Here is a 15626-nt window from a genome sequence, read left to right as displayed (position 1 = left end):
GGATGAATCTTGGGAGAAAACAGGAAATGTTACAAATTTATTTTGTTAAATAGAAACCAAGGTCAAAATGTCTAGAAAGAAATAGTTGAATAAATACTAGCTTCAAATTATAATTACTAATATTCTTCATATAGTTAAATAAAGATAATCTATTTGAAGAAGAAAATTTGAATAGAGAGACAGACTTATAAAAAAATAAGCCTTGGATGATCAAAAGAGGTGGAGAAATGAAACAGTTCTTATTAAAGAGCAAAAGTGTGTTAAGCAATCATTTTGGATTCTTTCTGTTTGCCGTTATTTTATTGTGGCTCAAAACATATGCAGCTTATGTAACGGAATTCAATTTAGGAATTTCAAACACAATTCAAAAATTCTTGCTGTTTTTTAACCCGCTTAGTTCAGCAGTTCTATTTTTAGGACTTGCATTATTTGCAAAAGGGAAACGATCTTATATTTGGTTAATTATCATTAATTTGTTATTGTCGATTCTTTTATACGCAAACGTAGTATACTATCGCTTTTTCAGTGACTTTATTACGTTCCCGACATTAACACAAACGAATAACTTTGGAGATTTAGGTGGTAGTATTCTTGCGTTGCTACATCTTTATGATCCATTATACTTCTTAGACACGATTATATTAATTGTGTTAGTCGCAACAAAATTTGCAAATCCAAAACCAATTCGTGTTGCGAAGCATAAATTATCTCTAGTATTTGTAGCAGGTATTTTATTATTCAGTGTTAACTTAGGTCTTGCAGAGTCTGACCGTCCTGAATTATTAACAAGAACGTTTGACCGTAATTATATTGTGAAATATTTAGGTGCATACAACTACACAATTTATGATGGAATTCAAAGTGCGAAAGCATCGACAGAACGAGCATTAGCTGATGGCGATAATATGACAGAAGTACGAAATTATTTAACATCAACTTATGCAAGTCCAAATCCTGAGTATTTCGGTAAAGGAAAGGGAATGAACGTAATTTACATTCATTTAGAGTCATTCCAAAACTTCTTAATTGATTACAAATTAAATGGTCAAGAAGTTACACCGTTCTTAAACTCATTTACAAAAGATGCGAATACACTTTATTTTGATAACTTCTTCCATCAAACAGGACAAGGGAAAACATCTGATGCGGAGTTTATGTTAGAGAATTCAATGTTTGGTTTACCGCAAGGTTCTGTCTTTACAACGAAATCTCATAATACGTATCAATCAGCACCAGCTATTTTAGGACAACAAGGATACACATCAGCAGTATTCCACGGTAACTACAAAACATTTTGGAACCGTGACGATATTTATAAATCATTTGGTTTTAATAAATTCTTTGATGCGTCATACTACGATATGAATGAAAAAGACGTAGTAAACTACGGGTTAAAAGATAAACCGTTCTTTAATGAATCTATTCCGTTATTACAAACGTTGAAACAACCGTTCTATACGAAGTTTATTACGTTATCGAACCATTTCCCTTATCCAATCGATAAGGCAGAAGCAACGATTGAACCAGCAACAACAGGTGATTCATCAGTAGATACGTACTTCCAAACAGCACGCTATTTAGATGAATCTGTAAAAGGCTTCATCGATTACTTGAAACAATCTGGTTTATATGATAACTCAATTATTGTTATGTACGGAGACCATTACGGTATTTCAGATAATCATAACGCAGCAATGTCAAAAGTAATGGGTAAAGAAATGAACTCATTTGAAAATGCACAGTTACAACGTGTACCATTAATCGTTCGTGTACCAGGAGTGAAAGGTGGCGTACAACATCAATACGGTGGTGAAATTGACGTTCTTCCAACGCTATTACACTTACTAGGTACAGATACAAAGAATTATGTTCAATTCGGTTCTGATTTATTATCACCAGATCATAAACAAGTCGTTGCGTTCCGTAACGGTAACTACGTAAGCCCAACAGTTACTGCACTAAACGGCAAATACTATGATACAACTACTGGAAAACCTGTAGAATTTACAGATGAAATAAAGAAAAATGAACAAATGGTTCAAAACTCACTAAAATACTCTGACCAAGTCGTGAATGGTGACTTATTACGATTCTACACACCGGAAGGATTCACTCCAGTAGATCGTTCGAAGTATAACTATAACAACCGCGATAAAAACAAAACGAAGGTAAAAACGACTCCGGAAGGGGAAGCTAAATAAATAATAAAAGGCGCTATTCATATGAATAGCGCCTTTTATTTGTAAATATACCATCATTATGAGACAGAACCAGCTGTTGCTTTTTGTTTAGCCTTTCCGAAGAAAACTACGCCGATGATGATAATAATGATAAATGCCCATTTAACCAAAGGGTTACTTTCGAAAAATCCAGCGAACCATTTCTCATCTACAATCATTTTCGCGGCAGTAAAAGCTAAAACGGCTGCTCCAATCGTAATGATGACAGGAAAACGATCTACCCATTTTAAAATCAATGTACTGCCCCATACGACTACTGGAATAGACACTAATAATCCGATGATTACTAAAGAAAAGTTACCATGGGCAGCTCCTGCAACAGCGAGTACATTATCGATGCCCATTAACGCATCAGCAATAATAATGGTTTTAATAGCAGACCAAAATCCTTCTTCGGCCTTAATATCATGATCTTTGCCTTCAGCAATTAATTTATAAGCAATCCATATAAGGAGTACACCACCAATTAGAAGTAGCCCTGGTATTTTTAACAACCAAACAACAACTAAGGTAGCGAGGGCTCTAATCGCGATTGCCCCGATAGTTCCCCATATAATAACTTTCTTTTGCTGAACTTTCGGTAATCTTCTTGCTGCTAATCCAATTACAATGGCATTATCACCGGCTAACACTAAATCAATTACAATGATGGCAAGTAGGGCGGACAAATATTCGGCTGAAAGAAAATCCATATACATATCACTCCTTAAGAGTAATATGTGCTAAAGTGTTGATAATATAAAAAATAGGATTGAATTTGTATATTCAATCCATAATTTCTTACTGTATTTTGATATATGTTTTAATTTCGTATAAGTCGCTTTTGTATTCTTTTTTGTTTATCGTTTCGCTTTCTTAATTTTCGATTCATCTTTTTAATGCGGTTTTCTTTTCTATTATCCCAGTTATCACTTCGGATTTTACTAATAGACTTATCTGTCTTAGCACGAAAACGTCTTACTTTTTTCACGAAGGAGAGGGGTATTTTGCCGATAACACCTTGTTTTTCTAACGAATCCTCTTTACCTAGACACCAATCAGGATGAGATAATAAATAGTCGAAATCAAATGTTATCCCGTATTCTTTATCCATATATGTATACCATTCATCTAAAGTACACTTATTTTTTGTATGTAAATATGTTGATCCATCAGTCATAGCACAGCACCAATAGTCAAAATAGCTCCATAGTACCCATTCTTTCGGTACATCTAGTGTTAAAATTACCATTTTTGAATTTGTTCTACCCCAAGCTTTATGATTTCGATTTGGGTAATTATTTGCTTCCCAGACCCAAATAGGATAGTTACCTTCGTAATGAGGCAATCTTGTTTTAGCGACGCGCACCATCCAGTCATATGAATATACATCGTCTGGATCGATGAATTCTTTATTACCTTCTAAATAACCAAGTTTCTTAAATTGTTTCCATGCTTCTTCAGTTTGTACTGTATATACGATCATATGGCACCTACTTATTTAAACTAAATTATAGTATAACATGTGATTTTGAATTTTTATTGATATTAGAGAAGGGGGAGTTTGAGTCGAATATACGAGGAGTAATTCCCAAAATGATAAAAAGACTTGATTCCCAGCTAAAGGAAATCAAGTCTTTTCATTACATACGATTATCATGCCAGAAGTTTAATGGGAAGTGTTCGTTCTCATTATATGCTTCTAATTCATATCCTTTTTCTTTCAGTCCTTTAATAATTCCAGGAACTGCTTTTACTGATTGTGGATGAATATCATGCATAAGGATAACTTCTGTTGGATTTGTAGCACCATGTAACACGTTTTCTACAATTTTAGCAGATGCAGCATCAACTTGCATTTTGTTATATTTCCAGTCTAAAGAATCAATTGTCCAATCCCAAACTTTTAAGCCATTTTCTACAACTTTGTTGCGAAGAGCTTCGTTTAATCCTGGCATAGAGCCGTAAGATGGACGAGTTAATACTGGTGATTTACCTAAAACACCAGCGATTAAGCCTTGGTCTTCCTTCATTTCATCTACGTAATGACCTTCAGTGTAAAGTTTCTTGTAGTTATGAGTCATACTGTGCATCCCAACGTAGTGACCTTCAGCATCTTCGCGTTTTACAAGATCAGGGAAAGCTTTTACGTTTGAACCAATTAGGAAGAATGTTGCTTTTGCATTTTCTTTCTTTAACATATCTAAAAGCTCAGCTGTGTATTTTCCAGGACCGTCATCAAATGTTAAATAAGCGACTTTTCTAACTTGCCCGTTATAATGTTTTGGAGCTTCTTTCGGAGCAAGAGATGTTTGAATCTCACTTACAAGTTGAACAGATTTTGCTTCATCCTCTGTACTAGCTAGAGCAGTATGTACTGATCCAAAAGCTACTTCGTATGTGAATAATACCCCCGCACAAACTAACATAGCCCTTTTTACTAAAGTTGTCATTCGAATTCCATTGTGCATAATTTTCCTTCTCTCTATAAAAGTTCTACTCTACTATATTAGCAATTATAGGTAGGGAAATGCAAAAAAACTTTTTTACAAGTGTAAAAAAGTTTACTCAAAAGTATGCAAGATTTTATATCAATTGCAGTTTTGAAAAATAGGATGAATTTAAACTTTATTATTTAAACTTTCAATCACCAAATCATACTTTCGTATCACTTCGTTTTCGTTCCAATTATTGATTCGAATATTTTTGTTTTTTATTAAAATATTGGTAAAGAAACAATTACATGAAAAAAGGAGTGGGAATATGGATAATTATATTTGCACTACATGTGGAGTACAGTATCCCGAAAATGAAGAAGCACCTTCTCGCTGTAAAATTTGTAATGAGGAAAGACAATATGTTAATCCAATTGGGCAGTCATGGACAACATTAGAAACGATGCAAAATAGCAATTTATACAAAAACGAAATAATAAAAGAAGAAAGCGGTTTGTATAGCATTACTACTAAACCTAAATTTGCGATTGGACAAACAGCATTTTTAATACAAAGTAAAACTCTAAATGTTATGTGGGATTGCATTAGTTATTTAGATGATAAAACGATACAACGTATATATGATTTAGGTGGTATTCAAGCAATAGCACTTTCTCATCCACATTATTACTCTACACAAGTTAAATGGGCGGAAACATTCAATGTACCTATTTATATTCATGAAGATGATAAAGAGTGGGTGGTTCGTCCGAGTAAGCAAATTAAATTTTGGTCTGGGGAGCATCTGATATTATCGGAAGAACTTACATTGCATCGCTTAGGAGGCCATTTTAAGGGTGGAACTGTTATACATTGGAAAGACGGTAATGAAGGGAAAGGTATTTTGTTATCAGGTGATATTATACAAGTAGTTTCGGATCGAAAATGGGTAAGTTTTATGTATAGTTATCCCAATCTCATTCCATTACCAGCGAATAAAGTTAGAGATATGGCAGAGAAGGTAAAAGATATCCAATTTAGTCGACTATATAATGCATTTCATGGTGTGGTGGAAGATGCGAATAAAGCTGTACAAAGATCTGCTGATCGGTATATAAAGGCCCTGCAAGGAGAACTATTTCATACGTAATAGCTTGTAATTCATCTCTATATTTATATAACTAATTTTATATGAATTTTATACTAAAGTCCTATTGTTTATTAACTAATAGGTCTTTCAACTTAGGAAGTTCACACTAATGAGGGATGTTAAAGGGAATATATGTAACCTATACTAATTACTATAAAGCTTTGGAAAATGAAAAGGAGGAGATTTGCATGAAGAATTGGGTTCAATTTAGAATTGCAAGACCAACAGATAAATTTGAAGAAGTGATAAGTTTTTATGAAACAGGATTAGGTTTAAAACGTATAGGGGAATTTCACAATCATGAAGGATATGATGGGGTTATGTTTGGCTTACCAGATGAAGAGTATCATTTGGAGTTTACTACACATGTTAATGGAAGTCCATGTCCGGCACCGACAAAAGATAATTTACTAGTTTTTTATATGCCTATTAAAGATGAAATTGAAAAGATAGTGAATCGATTAAGTAATATGGGCTATCATGAGGTAGAACCTGAAAACCCGTATTGGATAGAGAAAGGAACCACAATAGAGGATCCAGACGGTTGGAGAATTGTGCTTATGAATGCATCTGAATAAGAAAACTATTTTCATATGAAATAGAGTGTAACAAAATGATTTAGACATAAATCCCTACAGTGTTTGTAGGGATTTTTATATAAGAAATTTTTATTGAGAGAGTTATTAAAATGTAGAAAGTATTTTGGCTAAGAACAAATGTAGTAAACATAATTTATGAAGGAGGTATAAAAGTAAGATAGTAAACCATTTTGAAGCGTTTTCTAAACATGTTGGAAATACACATCTTATTAAAAGTTCTTTCGTAGTTTATATCTTATTCTACGCAAAATTGATACCATCAAAAAACTGTATGTTTAACATGTACAGTTTTTTGATGGTATAGCTGTGCAATGTTTAGAAATTTCACATACCGTATTTTAAAAATAAATATAGGAAAAACAAAAAGTAATGTAGAATATATCGTACATACATATATACAGTTAACATAAAAGATAAAGAGGTGGGTATATGTTACTTGAGGAAGTAATGCAGCAACTAGAGGAATATGGAACAGAACAAAATCGAAAAACGTATAAAAACCACGGAGCGAAAGAGCCGTTATTTGGAGTTAGTTTTGCGAATTTAAAATTGTTAAAAAAGAAGATAAAAAAAGATCACGATTTAGCAGTTGAATTGTGGGAAACGAAAAATATGGACGCAATGACATTAGCAACTTATATTTTAGACCCGAAAAAAATAACGACAGAACAGCTTAATAGTTGGATTCAGGATGTTGATTATTACTGTTTAATGGATGTTCTGATGACATCTATATGTACTTCGCCAATTGCAATAGAAAGAATGGAAGAGTGGATAAAGTCTAATGATGAATGGATTGGAAGAGCTGGCTGGTCTTTATTAGCAAATATAGCGATTAAAAATAAAACGTTACATGATGATTTCTTCTCTCCGTACTTAGAAGAGATTAAAGAAAATATACATAATGAAAAAAATAGAAAAAAAGAAGCGATGAATAGTGCTTTAATCGCAATAGGAATTCGTAATGAAGACTTAGAGCGACAAGCGATTGAAATTGCAAGTGAAATTGGAAAAATAGAGGTTGATCATGGTGCAACATCATGTAAAACACCAGATGCAGAAAGCTATATAAAAAAAGCGAGAGAAAGAGCTGAAAAAAAGAAAGTGAAATAAGAAAAGAGGATCGGTTATGAAACCAATTGAAGCAGCACAAAACATAATTACATTACAATTTCCGAATTGTGATGTAGCTTTACTCGGCGGAAGCGTTGCACGAGGAGAAGCGACGAAAACATCTGACCTTGACATTGTAATAGTCGATCAAAGTTTAACTTCTTGCTATAGAGAATCTTTCTATAGTAATGGATGGCCTGTTGAGGTGTTTGTTCATAATTTCGAAACATATAAAACCTTTTTCAAAATGGATTGTGATCGAGGAAGGCCGTCGTTACCACAATTAGTTTCAGAGGGGATTGCCTTAAAAGGGGAACAGGAAATTGTTGAGAAATTAAAAAAAGAAGCGAATGATTTACTACATAAAGGACCAGCTAAATGGACCGAAGAAACGATTAAGCAGAAGCGATATTTTATTACGGATACTTTAGATGACTTTATTGGTGCAACAAAAAGAGAAGAAGAATTGTTTATCGCTAATTTATTAGCCGATTTAGTACATGAATATGTATTAAGAGTAAATGGTAAGTGGCTTGGGAGTTCAAAATGGTTTATTAGAGTGCTAAAAAGATATGATGAGCAATATGCAAACAAATTTGTAGCCGCTTTTGATCATTTTTATAAAACGGGAGGGAAAAATGAATTAATTCATTTTATAGAAAAGACGTTAGAACAGTATGGTGGAAGAGTGTTCGAAGGATTTTCTATTGGTAAATAAAGAGAGGAGAAAAAAATGAATGTACCATATGTTCAATTAAGAGAATTGACACTAGATGATGTAGAAGATCGCTATCAATGGTCATTAGATAGAGATGTAACAAAGCATTTAGTTTTACCAGATCAATATCCTCCGTTCACTCGTGGAGATACGAGAAACTGGATTGAAGCTTGTATAAGCCGAAAAAATGGTTATGAACAAAGGGCAATCGTTACTGAGACAGGTATACATATTGGATGGGTAGACCTTAAAAATTTTGATAAAACAAATAAAAATGCTGAACTAGGAATTGCGATTGGAAATAAAGACTATTGGGGTAAAGGATTTGGAATGGCAGCTCTAAACAGCATGTTACAAATAGGTTTTTCTCAGTTTGAATTGGAGAAAATTTGGTTACGTGTAGATGAAGATAATACAAAAGCTAAAAAGAGTTATGAAAGTGCCGGATTTGTATGCGAAGGGTTAATGAGAAATGATCGATTGAGACAGGGAAAGTTCATTCATCGCTATCGTTACAGTATATTAAAAGAAGAGTATGAATCAAAAATTAATAACCTATAAAAATATTATGTAAATTAAAAAGGGGAAAATAAAATGATTCGATTACTTACAAAAGCGGATGCAAAAAAATATTGGGAGTTGCGTTTACAAGCACTACAAGTAAATCCAGAAGCATTTATAACGACTTATGAAGAAGCAGTACGTCAAGAAAACCCTCTTGAACGAGTTGCTAGTAATCTTTCATCCAACAGTAGTTTTACATTTGGTGCTTTTAATAATGAAAATCGTTTAGTTGGGGTTGTTACTTTATTAACAGAAGAAAAAGACGCATATAAGCATAAAGGACATATCGTTGCAATGTATGTAGATACTGAAAATCGAAGAAGTGGTCTTGCACGTGATTTAATACGTAAAGCAATTGAAAGGGCAAAAGAGATGAAGCTAGAGCAATTGAATTTAGGGGTTGTGTCAACGAACGAACCAGCCAAACGATTATATGAATCAATGGGATTTAAAACATACGGAATTGAAAAAAGGGCTATAAAAATGAATGGTGTGTATAGTGATGATGAACATATGGTGTTGTTCTTTTAAGAGAGGAAGTTTTGTATGAAAAAGGCGAAACTGCGACAATAAGATGGGGAATATGGCATATAGCAGATCATAATCGGTATCATCAAGCTCATATAAATCGATTGAGGAAATTATACAGAGAATATAAACTACATATTCTTTAATTTTTGAATGAACGAACGCCCCTAAATAATAATTAAAGGAGGCGTTTGTTTTTATTCGTTCGCTTTTCTTCCCAAGCTATCATTAAATTTTTATGATAATCTTTTGGTTTCTCAATAGAAAACCAGTAAATTGAATGTGCAATAGTTGGTAGCCATCTTTTATAGCGGATGCGTATATTTTCATGGTGAGTATAGTGGGTCGAGATTAAAGTAGATTTTGACCCTTGAAAATTTTGATATGTAATGGCCTCGATTTCATACCAATGCACTTTATTCCCATGTAAATCTACTACAATTCCTTCATCATCCTAAAGTGAAATGTAAGTTTGAATGTAGATTTTTCATCGCGTATACTAAAATATAGGTCATAGAGATAAAAAATTAAATACAAGGGGTTTTACAATGAAAGCAATTGTTATAGGAATACTGGCATCATTTTTCTTTGCCTTTACTTTTGTTTTGAACAGGGCAATGGACTTAGAAGGTGGAAGCTGGATTTGGAGTGCATCATTACGGTATTATTTTATGGTTCCAATGCTATTACTTATTGTTATGTATAGAGGGAACTTAAAGCAACTCTTTCAATATATGAAAAACAATCCGAAAGAATGGTTAGTGTGGAGTATCGTTGGATTTGGTCTCTTTTATGCACCGCTTAGTTTTGCTGGAGCGTTCGGACCAGGTTGGCTCGTTGCATCAACATGGCAAATTACAATCGTTGCAGGGATTTTGTTAACACCATTTTTTGCGGTGGATCCACTACATAAAAAACTTCCGATGAAGGAATTAGTAATGTCGGGCATTATTTTATTCGGTGTCGTTCTCATGCAAGTAGAACATGCTTCTTCATTAGGTATTCGTGAAACCGTTTTATGTGTAGTTCCTGTACTTATTGCAGCATTTGCGTATCCTCTTGGAAATAGAAAAATGATGCAAGTTTGTAAAGGGGAATTAGATGTATTTCAGCGAGTACTCGGTATGACATTAGCAAGTTTACCATTTTGGTTTTTATTATCTGGTTACGAAGTATCAACAGGCGGATTACCGTCAAGTAGCCAAGTTTTTCAATGTTTTATTGTAGCAGTTAGCTCTGGGTTAATCGCGACAGTATTATTTTTCTTTGCAACAGATCTTGTGAAAGATGATCCGCAAAAATTAGCAACAGTGGAAGCGACGCAGTCTGGTGAAGTTTTATTTGCGCTAGTAGGAGAGTTGATCTGGTTATCTGCACCAATCCCATCATCATTATCTTGGATTGGTATGAGTCTCGTTATTATTGGAATGATACTTCATAGTTATGTGGCTGTCGTTGTAAAAAAAGAAGAAAAAATAACGGCGTAATGAGATTAGCTCTTTTTATTAAGAGCTAGTCTTTTTTCATAGAAAGGGATGAAAGTATGAATTTACAGTGTGTTAAACAAATTGAGAAAGATTCAATATTAAATGTGCTACAATATGCCGTCGGTCCAAATGAAATAAGCTTAAAGAAGGCAGTAATATTTTATCAAAGTAATAAAGGGACTTTGTACAAATATGAAGAAAAAGCTTGTCTAGGTATTGAAATAATCGGAGAAACTAAAGCACGCATATGTCATATAGCAGTGGCTCCAGATTATCGTCAAAAAGGAATTGCACTGCAAATGATTAAAGAAGTGGTAAGGATATATCAATTGACTTATATAGAAGCGGAGACAGACGATGGGGCGGTAGAATTTTATAAAAGAATTGGTTTTCAAGTTAAAAGTTTAGGAGAAAAATATCCAGGGATAGAAAGACTTCATTGTTACATGGAAAAATAGTATAAAATATGCATATGGAGTATAGTTTGAAAAAATAGGATTTACATTTTTCTTCATTTCAAAAAAACTCTCGCTCATCATTATCTACGATTTTAATAGAGTTTTGAGGCTTCAGTATAATAATATACATATTTTTGTAGTAATGAATATGATTAAGTTAAAAATTAAGAAAAATATGATAATATATTTATATAAAAGTTTAAATTTACGTGGCTAGTGGGGGAACCAATATGAAAATGAATGAAATAGTAGCAAGTACACAATTTCCAAATACAATCGAAACAATAACAAAAGATTTAAAAGCATTAGGAGTCGAAAAAGGAATGACAATTATCGTTCATTCATCACTAAGTTCTATCGGGTGGATATCTGGTGGTGCCGTTGCTGTAGTAGAAGCATTAATGAAAGTTGTTACGGAAGAAGGAACGATAATAATGCCAACGCAATCTTCGGATTTGTCCGATCCGAAACATTGGTCAAGACCACCTGTACCGGAAGACTGGTGGCAAATTATCCGAGATAACGTCCCAGCATTTGATTCACGTATAACCCCAACAAGGGGAATGGGTGAAATAGTTGAATGTTTTCGTACATATCCGAATGTAGTACGTAGTAATCATCCGTTAGGAAGTTTTGCTGCATGGGGAAAACATGCAGTAGGAATAACAATGAACCATTCGTTATCAATGAGCTTTGGAGAAGAATCTCCATTAAGAAAAATATATGATTTAGACGGGTACGTATTATTAATTGGTGTTGGATATGATTCCAATACGTCTGTTCATTTATCCGAGGTGCGTTCTGGTGCATGTGAGTTAATACAAGTAGGAGCACCTATTATAGAAAACGGTGAAAGAGTGTGGAAAGAGTTTGTTGAAATGGATTACGAATCTGAGAAGTTTGTAGAAATTGGTGTGGAGTTTGAGCGAAAAGGAACTGTAAAAAATGGGAAGATAGGGAATGCAACGTGTCGTCTAATGAAACAGCGTGATATAGTTGACTTTGGAACAGAATGGTTTCGTAAGAAAAATTAGTAAGGGATGGTTACAATGAAGGGGAAAAAGGTATTAATTACGAGCGGTGGTTGTCTAGAAAAATGGGATCAAGTACGCGGGCATACGAATATGGCCAAAGGTACAATCGGAAGGATAATCGCAGAAGAACTTCTAGCTAAAGGGGCACATGTTATATATTTACACGGTTATTTTGCGGAGAAACCGAGTGATGTACATAGAGGGTTAGAATTACATCCATTTGAAGGAATCGTTGATTTACAAGATAAAATGAAAAGTATCATATCACATGAAAAGGTTGATGCAGTCATTATGGCAGCGGCTGGATCAGATTGGATTGTAGAGAAAATTTGTGATCAAGATGGTAATGTTCTTAATATGAACGGAAAAATTTCAAGTGATATAGCACCGATTATTCACTTTCAAAAGGCTCCAAAGGTATTAAAACAAATAAAAGAATGGGACCCAGAAACAGTACTTGTTGGTTTTAAACTTGAAAGTGATTTAAATGAAGAAGAACTGTTTGAAAGAGCAAAAAATAGAATGAAAGAAGCAAGGGCGAATGTAATGATTGCGAATTCACCACATTCTTTATATTCGCGCGGGGCTGTGCATTATGTAATTGGACAGGATGGTAAAGGGAAGTTGTGTAATGGGAAAGATGAAACAGCGAAAGAAATTGTCAAAAGCTTAGAGGTATTATGTAATCGTGTCACTGCTTTTTAAAATTAAGTTTTTAGATGAGAATGAATCCGCATAGTAATAAGTAAGCGAAACTTTAATTGGTGGGAATTTTACTTTTACACGAATGTGAAGCGTATACCAATCAAGAGCTATACACAGAATAATTGGTGAGGAGTGGATTCTATGGAACATTTATTAAAGCAAGCTATTAAACTTAGAAATGAAAAGAAATATGCGCAGTCTAAAGAGATGCTTATAGGATTAACAAACTTTACAAAGGATGCAGAAGTACTGTATCAATGTGCGTGGATACATGATGTAATGGGGCTAGAAACAGAAGCAGTTCCGTATTATGAGCAGGCAATCGCAAATGGACTTGATGGCGAATCGCTTTGCGGTGCTTATATTGGTTTAGGAAGTACATATCGTTGTATAGGGGAATATGAAAAGGCAATTACAGTATTAGAAGCTGGGGTGAAAAAATTTCCAGAGAATGCTCCGATGAAAGTATTTTTATCATTAGCAAAATATAACGTAAACGATCACGAATCAGCGATGAAATTATTACTTGAAACTGTCGTGAAAGTAGAGGAAGTAAAAGAATTTGAACGTGCCATTTCATTTTATAAAGACCATTTAAATGAGGTTTTTAAATAAAGGAGTGAACGTATGAAGGTTACACTATCACGAAGGCGAAAAGGTATTTGGATTGGACTCGTCTCTTTAATTATGCTATCAAACTATTTATTGTATGCCCTTCCAATTGTACCAGTTGCGCCGAAAGAAGTTGTGCTTGGGTCATTATTAGATTGCATGTTTGTCATTCCAATCATCACGTATTTCTTCATTATTCGAAAAAGATACTCGTTAACATATATAGTTCCTGTTGTAATAGCTGGTTATATTTTTGCAAGATTTATTATTCCAAGTGATTATTTACAAGCTTTTTCATTCATCTCTTATATTATTGTTGCGGCTGAAATTGCATTTGTAGGTCTAGAATTATTCCTTCTCTATAAAATTGTTAGAGTGCTTCCTAAAATAATAAAAAAATATAAAGAATATAGAAGAGAAAATTATTCCTTTTCTTATGCAATTGATGCAGCGTTTGACGCTACTATGAAAAGAGGTAAGTTAATAGATGTCATTCTAACAGAGTGTAAGTTAATCTATTATGCGTTTTTATCGTGGCGTGAAAAAGTACCAACAGGTAAATCTGTATACTCATATCATAAAAAGACTGGTGCTATAGGTGTGTATATCATGATTATTCATGCAACAGCAATTGAAAGCATTGGTTTTCATTATTTACTACATCAGTGGAATCCAGTAATAGCATGGATTTTACTTATTTTAAATGTATACGCGATGATTTATTTTATAGCTGAAATACAAGCGATGCGCAAAAATCCACTTGTCGTAACAGAAGAACAAGTAATCATTCAAATCGGATTAGGAAAGAAAATTGTTGTGCCATTTACACAAATTGATAATATTGCGTTCTACAAGGGTGAATTGCTAACGGCAAAAGAAGGGAGACAGGTATTGGATGCAACTGTTATGGAGTTCATAAAAGAACCTGCTACTTTTGAAATAACATTAAAAGAGTCAGTGAAAGCGCAGTTGTTATACGGCTTTTCTAAAACAGTAAGTCGTGTTTACTTAAATGTTGATGAAGAACGAAAATTTTATGATGCGGTTAAGGAAAAGTTAAAACATGAGTAATAGTACTGTTAGTTGCATAAAAACAAATGAGCTTCCGTTAGAAGTGAAAAAATATGAAACATGGATAGTGAAAAACTCTTTCTAAATAAGAAGGAGTTTTTATTATGTACTTGTATAAATCATTATATAAAAAACTATACACTTCTTTATTACTACATAAATGGATATAATTGAGGATAGAACTAGCATAAGGGGAAACAAAATAATGAATAAGTTACTTACATCGAAAATTGAAATTATAGAAAGAAAAATCCGGTATAACTCAACAATAGTAGATCACAATTGCTTATTACTTGAAAAGCAATCACAAAGTATCGTTTTATTTCACGAGGTGCAGTATTCATTTACAATGACTGCAAATGATACTAAGTTAACAATCCCAAAAGGGAGTTATACAATCGCATATTACTGGAAAGATCGTCCGTACAATTTATACGTATGGAGAGATATAAAAGGAAAGTATTTAGGTTCCTATTTTAATATCGTAAAAAACACACAAATAAAAGATGAAGTGGTTTCCTTTGAAGATTTAATCATCGATATTATGGTACTTCCAAATGGAGAATACTTCATATTGGATGAGGATGAATTACCAGAACCATTAGGAAATTTCGAAGGTGGTTATGTGAAGAAAGCTCTTTATGGATTAAAAGAAATCATTCCAAAAGAGCTGCCACCAATAGTTTTGGAGACAGCCAGAGTGCAGAGGAAATAAAATTTAATTACATAAATATTTTGAATGGGAATGAGTAGTCTCAAGTTATATGATCTAACTTTTTTGATAAATCTAAGGTTAGTAGCATATCTCTTGAGATTACTCTTTTTTTTGTAGAAATTTCGTCGCTTAGTTATTAAATCGATTTTAAATTTATGAAATAATATTGACTGAATCAAGTTCAGTCGTTTATGATTGAATTAGATTCAGTCGTGGTG

The 15626-nt window shown here is 33.5% G+C and carries 16 protein-coding genes and 2 pseudogenes; 15 read left to right on the top strand and 3 right to left on the bottom strand.

What is annotated here, in order from left to right; genetic code table 11:
• Positions 1 to 227: 227 nt before the first annotated feature.
• Positions 228 to 2201, top strand: a complete 1974-nt coding sequence (locus tag MHH55_RS08735; protein ID WP_000808770.1) for an LTA synthase family protein — start codon at positions 228 to 230, stop codon at positions 2199 to 2201.
• 56 nt (positions 2202 to 2257) lie between these two features.
• Here the strand turns inward: MHH55_RS08735 and MHH55_RS08730 are convergent, their stop codons facing one another.
• The 3 genes from MHH55_RS08730 to MHH55_RS08720 all read right to left on the bottom strand — a co-directional run bounded on the left by MHH55_RS08730 (position 2258) and on the right by MHH55_RS08720 (position 4690).
• Positions 2258 to 2932: a TerC family protein gene (locus MHH55_RS08730; RefSeq protein ID WP_078186509.1), complete on the bottom strand. Its 675-nt coding sequence runs from the start codon at positions 2930 to 2932 to the stop codon at positions 2258 to 2260.
• Positions 2933 to 3042: 110 nt separating this feature from the next.
• Positions 3043 to 3705: a DUF3841 domain-containing protein gene (locus MHH55_RS08725; protein ID WP_000637706.1), complete on the bottom strand. Its 663-nt coding sequence runs from the start codon at positions 3703 to 3705 to the stop codon at positions 3043 to 3045.
• A gap of 157 nt (positions 3706 to 3862) precedes the next feature.
• Positions 3863 to 4690 carry a peptidoglycan-N-acetylglucosamine deacetylase gene (locus MHH55_RS08720; RefSeq protein ID WP_000551452.1) on the bottom strand — a complete coding sequence of 276 codons (828 nt, stop codon included), beginning with the start codon at positions 4688 to 4690 and terminating at the stop codon, positions 3863 to 3865.
• Between the two features lie 292 nt (positions 4691 to 4982).
• On the opposite strand from MHH55_RS08720, the gene MHH55_RS08715 reads away from it, so the two are divergent.
• From MHH55_RS08715 to MHH55_RS08650, 14 genes and pseudogenes are all read left to right on the top strand, one after another.
• On the top strand, positions 4983 to 5804 hold the full coding sequence (locus MHH55_RS08715) for an MBL fold metallo-hydrolase (RefSeq protein ID WP_000371021.1): 822 nt from the start codon (positions 4983 to 4985) through the stop codon (positions 5802 to 5804).
• A 188-nt stretch (positions 5805 to 5992) separates the two neighbouring features.
• The gene (locus MHH55_RS08710) at positions 5993 to 6382 is read left to right on the top strand and encodes a VOC family protein (protein ID WP_000800667.1); all 390 of its coding nucleotides are present in this window, start codon (positions 5993 to 5995) and stop codon (positions 6380 to 6382) included.
• A gap of 450 nt (positions 6383 to 6832) precedes the next feature.
• Positions 6833 to 7516 (top strand): DNA alkylation repair protein, encoded by a 684-nt coding sequence (locus MHH55_RS08705; protein WP_000923448.1) that lies wholly within the window; start codon positions 6833 to 6835, stop codon positions 7514 to 7516.
• Positions 7517 to 7532: 16 nt separating this feature from the next.
• Positions 7533 to 8293: pseudogene (locus MHH55_RS08700) on the top strand (nucleotidyltransferase domain-containing protein).
• Positions 8250 to 8795, top strand: coding sequence for a GNAT family N-acetyltransferase (locus tag MHH55_RS08695; protein WP_001102490.1), 546 nt, complete (start codon positions 8250 to 8252; stop codon positions 8793 to 8795). The pseudogene MHH55_RS08700 and the gene MHH55_RS08695 overlap by 44 nt, the downstream one beginning before the upstream one ends.
• A 33-nt stretch (positions 8796 to 8828) precedes the next feature.
• Entirely contained in the window at positions 8829 to 9329 is a 501-nt protein-coding gene (locus tag MHH55_RS08690; protein WP_000620314.1) for a GNAT family N-acetyltransferase, read from the top strand.
• Positions 9326 to 9472: pseudogene (locus MHH55_RS08685) on the top strand (DinB family protein); the annotation flags it as partial. The gene MHH55_RS08690 and the pseudogene MHH55_RS08685, both read left to right, overlap by 4 nt.
• Positions 9473 to 9874: 402 nt before the next feature.
• Positions 9875 to 10813, top strand: a complete 939-nt coding sequence (locus MHH55_RS08680) for a DMT family transporter (RefSeq protein WP_000644594.1) — start codon at positions 9875 to 9877, stop codon at positions 10811 to 10813.
• Positions 10814 to 10869: 56 nt separating this feature from the next.
• A complete protein-coding gene (locus MHH55_RS08675) occupies positions 10870 to 11271 on the top strand; it encodes a GNAT family N-acetyltransferase (protein ID WP_001053116.1) in 402 nt (133 codons plus the stop codon).
• Positions 11272 to 11501: 230 nt separating this feature from the next.
• A complete protein-coding gene (locus tag MHH55_RS08670; protein ID WP_000783347.1) occupies positions 11502 to 12305 on the top strand; it encodes an aminoglycoside N(3)-acetyltransferase in 804 nt (267 codons plus the stop codon).
• 15 nt (positions 12306 to 12320) lie between these two features.
• On the top strand, positions 12321 to 13010 hold the full coding sequence (locus MHH55_RS08665) for a phosphopantothenoylcysteine decarboxylase domain-containing protein (RefSeq protein WP_000676726.1): 690 nt from the start codon (positions 12321 to 12323) through the stop codon (positions 13008 to 13010).
• Positions 13011 to 13151: 141 nt separating this feature from the next.
• On the top strand, positions 13152 to 13625 hold the full coding sequence (locus tag MHH55_RS08660; RefSeq protein WP_000400636.1) for a tetratricopeptide repeat protein: 474 nt from the start codon (positions 13152 to 13154) through the stop codon (positions 13623 to 13625).
• A 12-nt stretch (positions 13626 to 13637) separates the two neighbouring features.
• The gene (locus tag MHH55_RS08655) at positions 13638 to 14693 is read left to right on the top strand and encodes a hypothetical protein (protein ID WP_063245543.1); all 1056 of its coding nucleotides are present in this window, start codon (positions 13638 to 13640) and stop codon (positions 14691 to 14693) included.
• A 205-nt stretch (positions 14694 to 14898) separates the two neighbouring features.
• Positions 14899 to 15408, top strand: a complete 510-nt coding sequence (locus tag MHH55_RS08650; protein WP_063245542.1) for a DUF402 domain-containing protein — start codon at positions 14899 to 14901, stop codon at positions 15406 to 15408.
• Positions 15409 to 15626 lie beyond the last annotated feature (218 nt).

The organism is Bacillus sp. FSL K6-2944, from assembly GCF_038005385.1.
GTDB classification, from domain to species: Bacteria; Bacillota; Bacilli; order Bacillales; family Bacillaceae_G; genus Bacillus_A; species Bacillus_A cereus.
Note: the sequence above shows the minus strand (reverse complement) of the source record. Positions and strands in the feature narration are given on the sequence as shown.

Excerpts from the sequence above, each read along its gene's own strand:
- MHH55_RS08735 (WP_000808770.1), top strand. The coding sequence starts at position 228 with ATGAAACAGTTCTTATTAAAGAGCAAAAGTGTGTTAAGCAATCATTTT.
- MHH55_RS08730 (WP_078186509.1), bottom strand. The coding sequence starts at position 2,932 with ATGGATTTTCTTTCAGCCGAATATTTGTCCGCCCTACTTGCCATCATT.
- MHH55_RS08725 (WP_000637706.1), bottom strand. The coding sequence starts at position 3,705 with ATGATCGTATATACAGTACAAACTGAAGAAGCATGGAAACAATTTAAG.
- MHH55_RS08720 (WP_000551452.1), bottom strand. The coding sequence starts at position 4,690 with ATGCACAATGGAATTCGAATGACAACTTTAGTAAAAAGGGCTATGTTA.
- MHH55_RS08715 (WP_000371021.1), top strand. The coding sequence starts at position 4,983 with ATGGATAATTATATTTGCACTACATGTGGAGTACAGTATCCCGAAAAT.
- MHH55_RS08710 (WP_000800667.1), top strand. The coding sequence starts at position 5,993 with ATGAAGAATTGGGTTCAATTTAGAATTGCAAGACCAACAGATAAATTT.
- MHH55_RS08705 (WP_000923448.1), top strand. The coding sequence starts at position 6,833 with ATGTTACTTGAGGAAGTAATGCAGCAACTAGAGGAATATGGAACAGAA.
- MHH55_RS08695 (WP_001102490.1), top strand. The coding sequence starts at position 8,250 with ATGAATGTACCATATGTTCAATTAAGAGAATTGACACTAGATGATGTA.
- MHH55_RS08690 (WP_000620314.1), top strand. The coding sequence starts at position 8,829 with ATGATTCGATTACTTACAAAAGCGGATGCAAAAAAATATTGGGAGTTG.
- MHH55_RS08680 (WP_000644594.1), top strand. The coding sequence starts at position 9,875 with ATGAAAGCAATTGTTATAGGAATACTGGCATCATTTTTCTTTGCCTTT.
- MHH55_RS08675 (WP_001053116.1), top strand. The coding sequence starts at position 10,870 with ATGAATTTACAGTGTGTTAAACAAATTGAGAAAGATTCAATATTAAAT.
- MHH55_RS08670 (WP_000783347.1), top strand. The coding sequence starts at position 11,502 with ATGAAAATGAATGAAATAGTAGCAAGTACACAATTTCCAAATACAATC.
- MHH55_RS08665 (WP_000676726.1), top strand. The coding sequence starts at position 12,321 with ATGAAGGGGAAAAAGGTATTAATTACGAGCGGTGGTTGTCTAGAAAAA.
- MHH55_RS08660 (WP_000400636.1), top strand. The coding sequence starts at position 13,152 with ATGGAACATTTATTAAAGCAAGCTATTAAACTTAGAAATGAAAAGAAA.
- MHH55_RS08655 (WP_063245543.1), top strand. The coding sequence starts at position 13,638 with ATGAAGGTTACACTATCACGAAGGCGAAAAGGTATTTGGATTGGACTC.
- MHH55_RS08650 (WP_063245542.1), top strand. The coding sequence starts at position 14,899 with ATGAATAAGTTACTTACATCGAAAATTGAAATTATAGAAAGAAAAATC.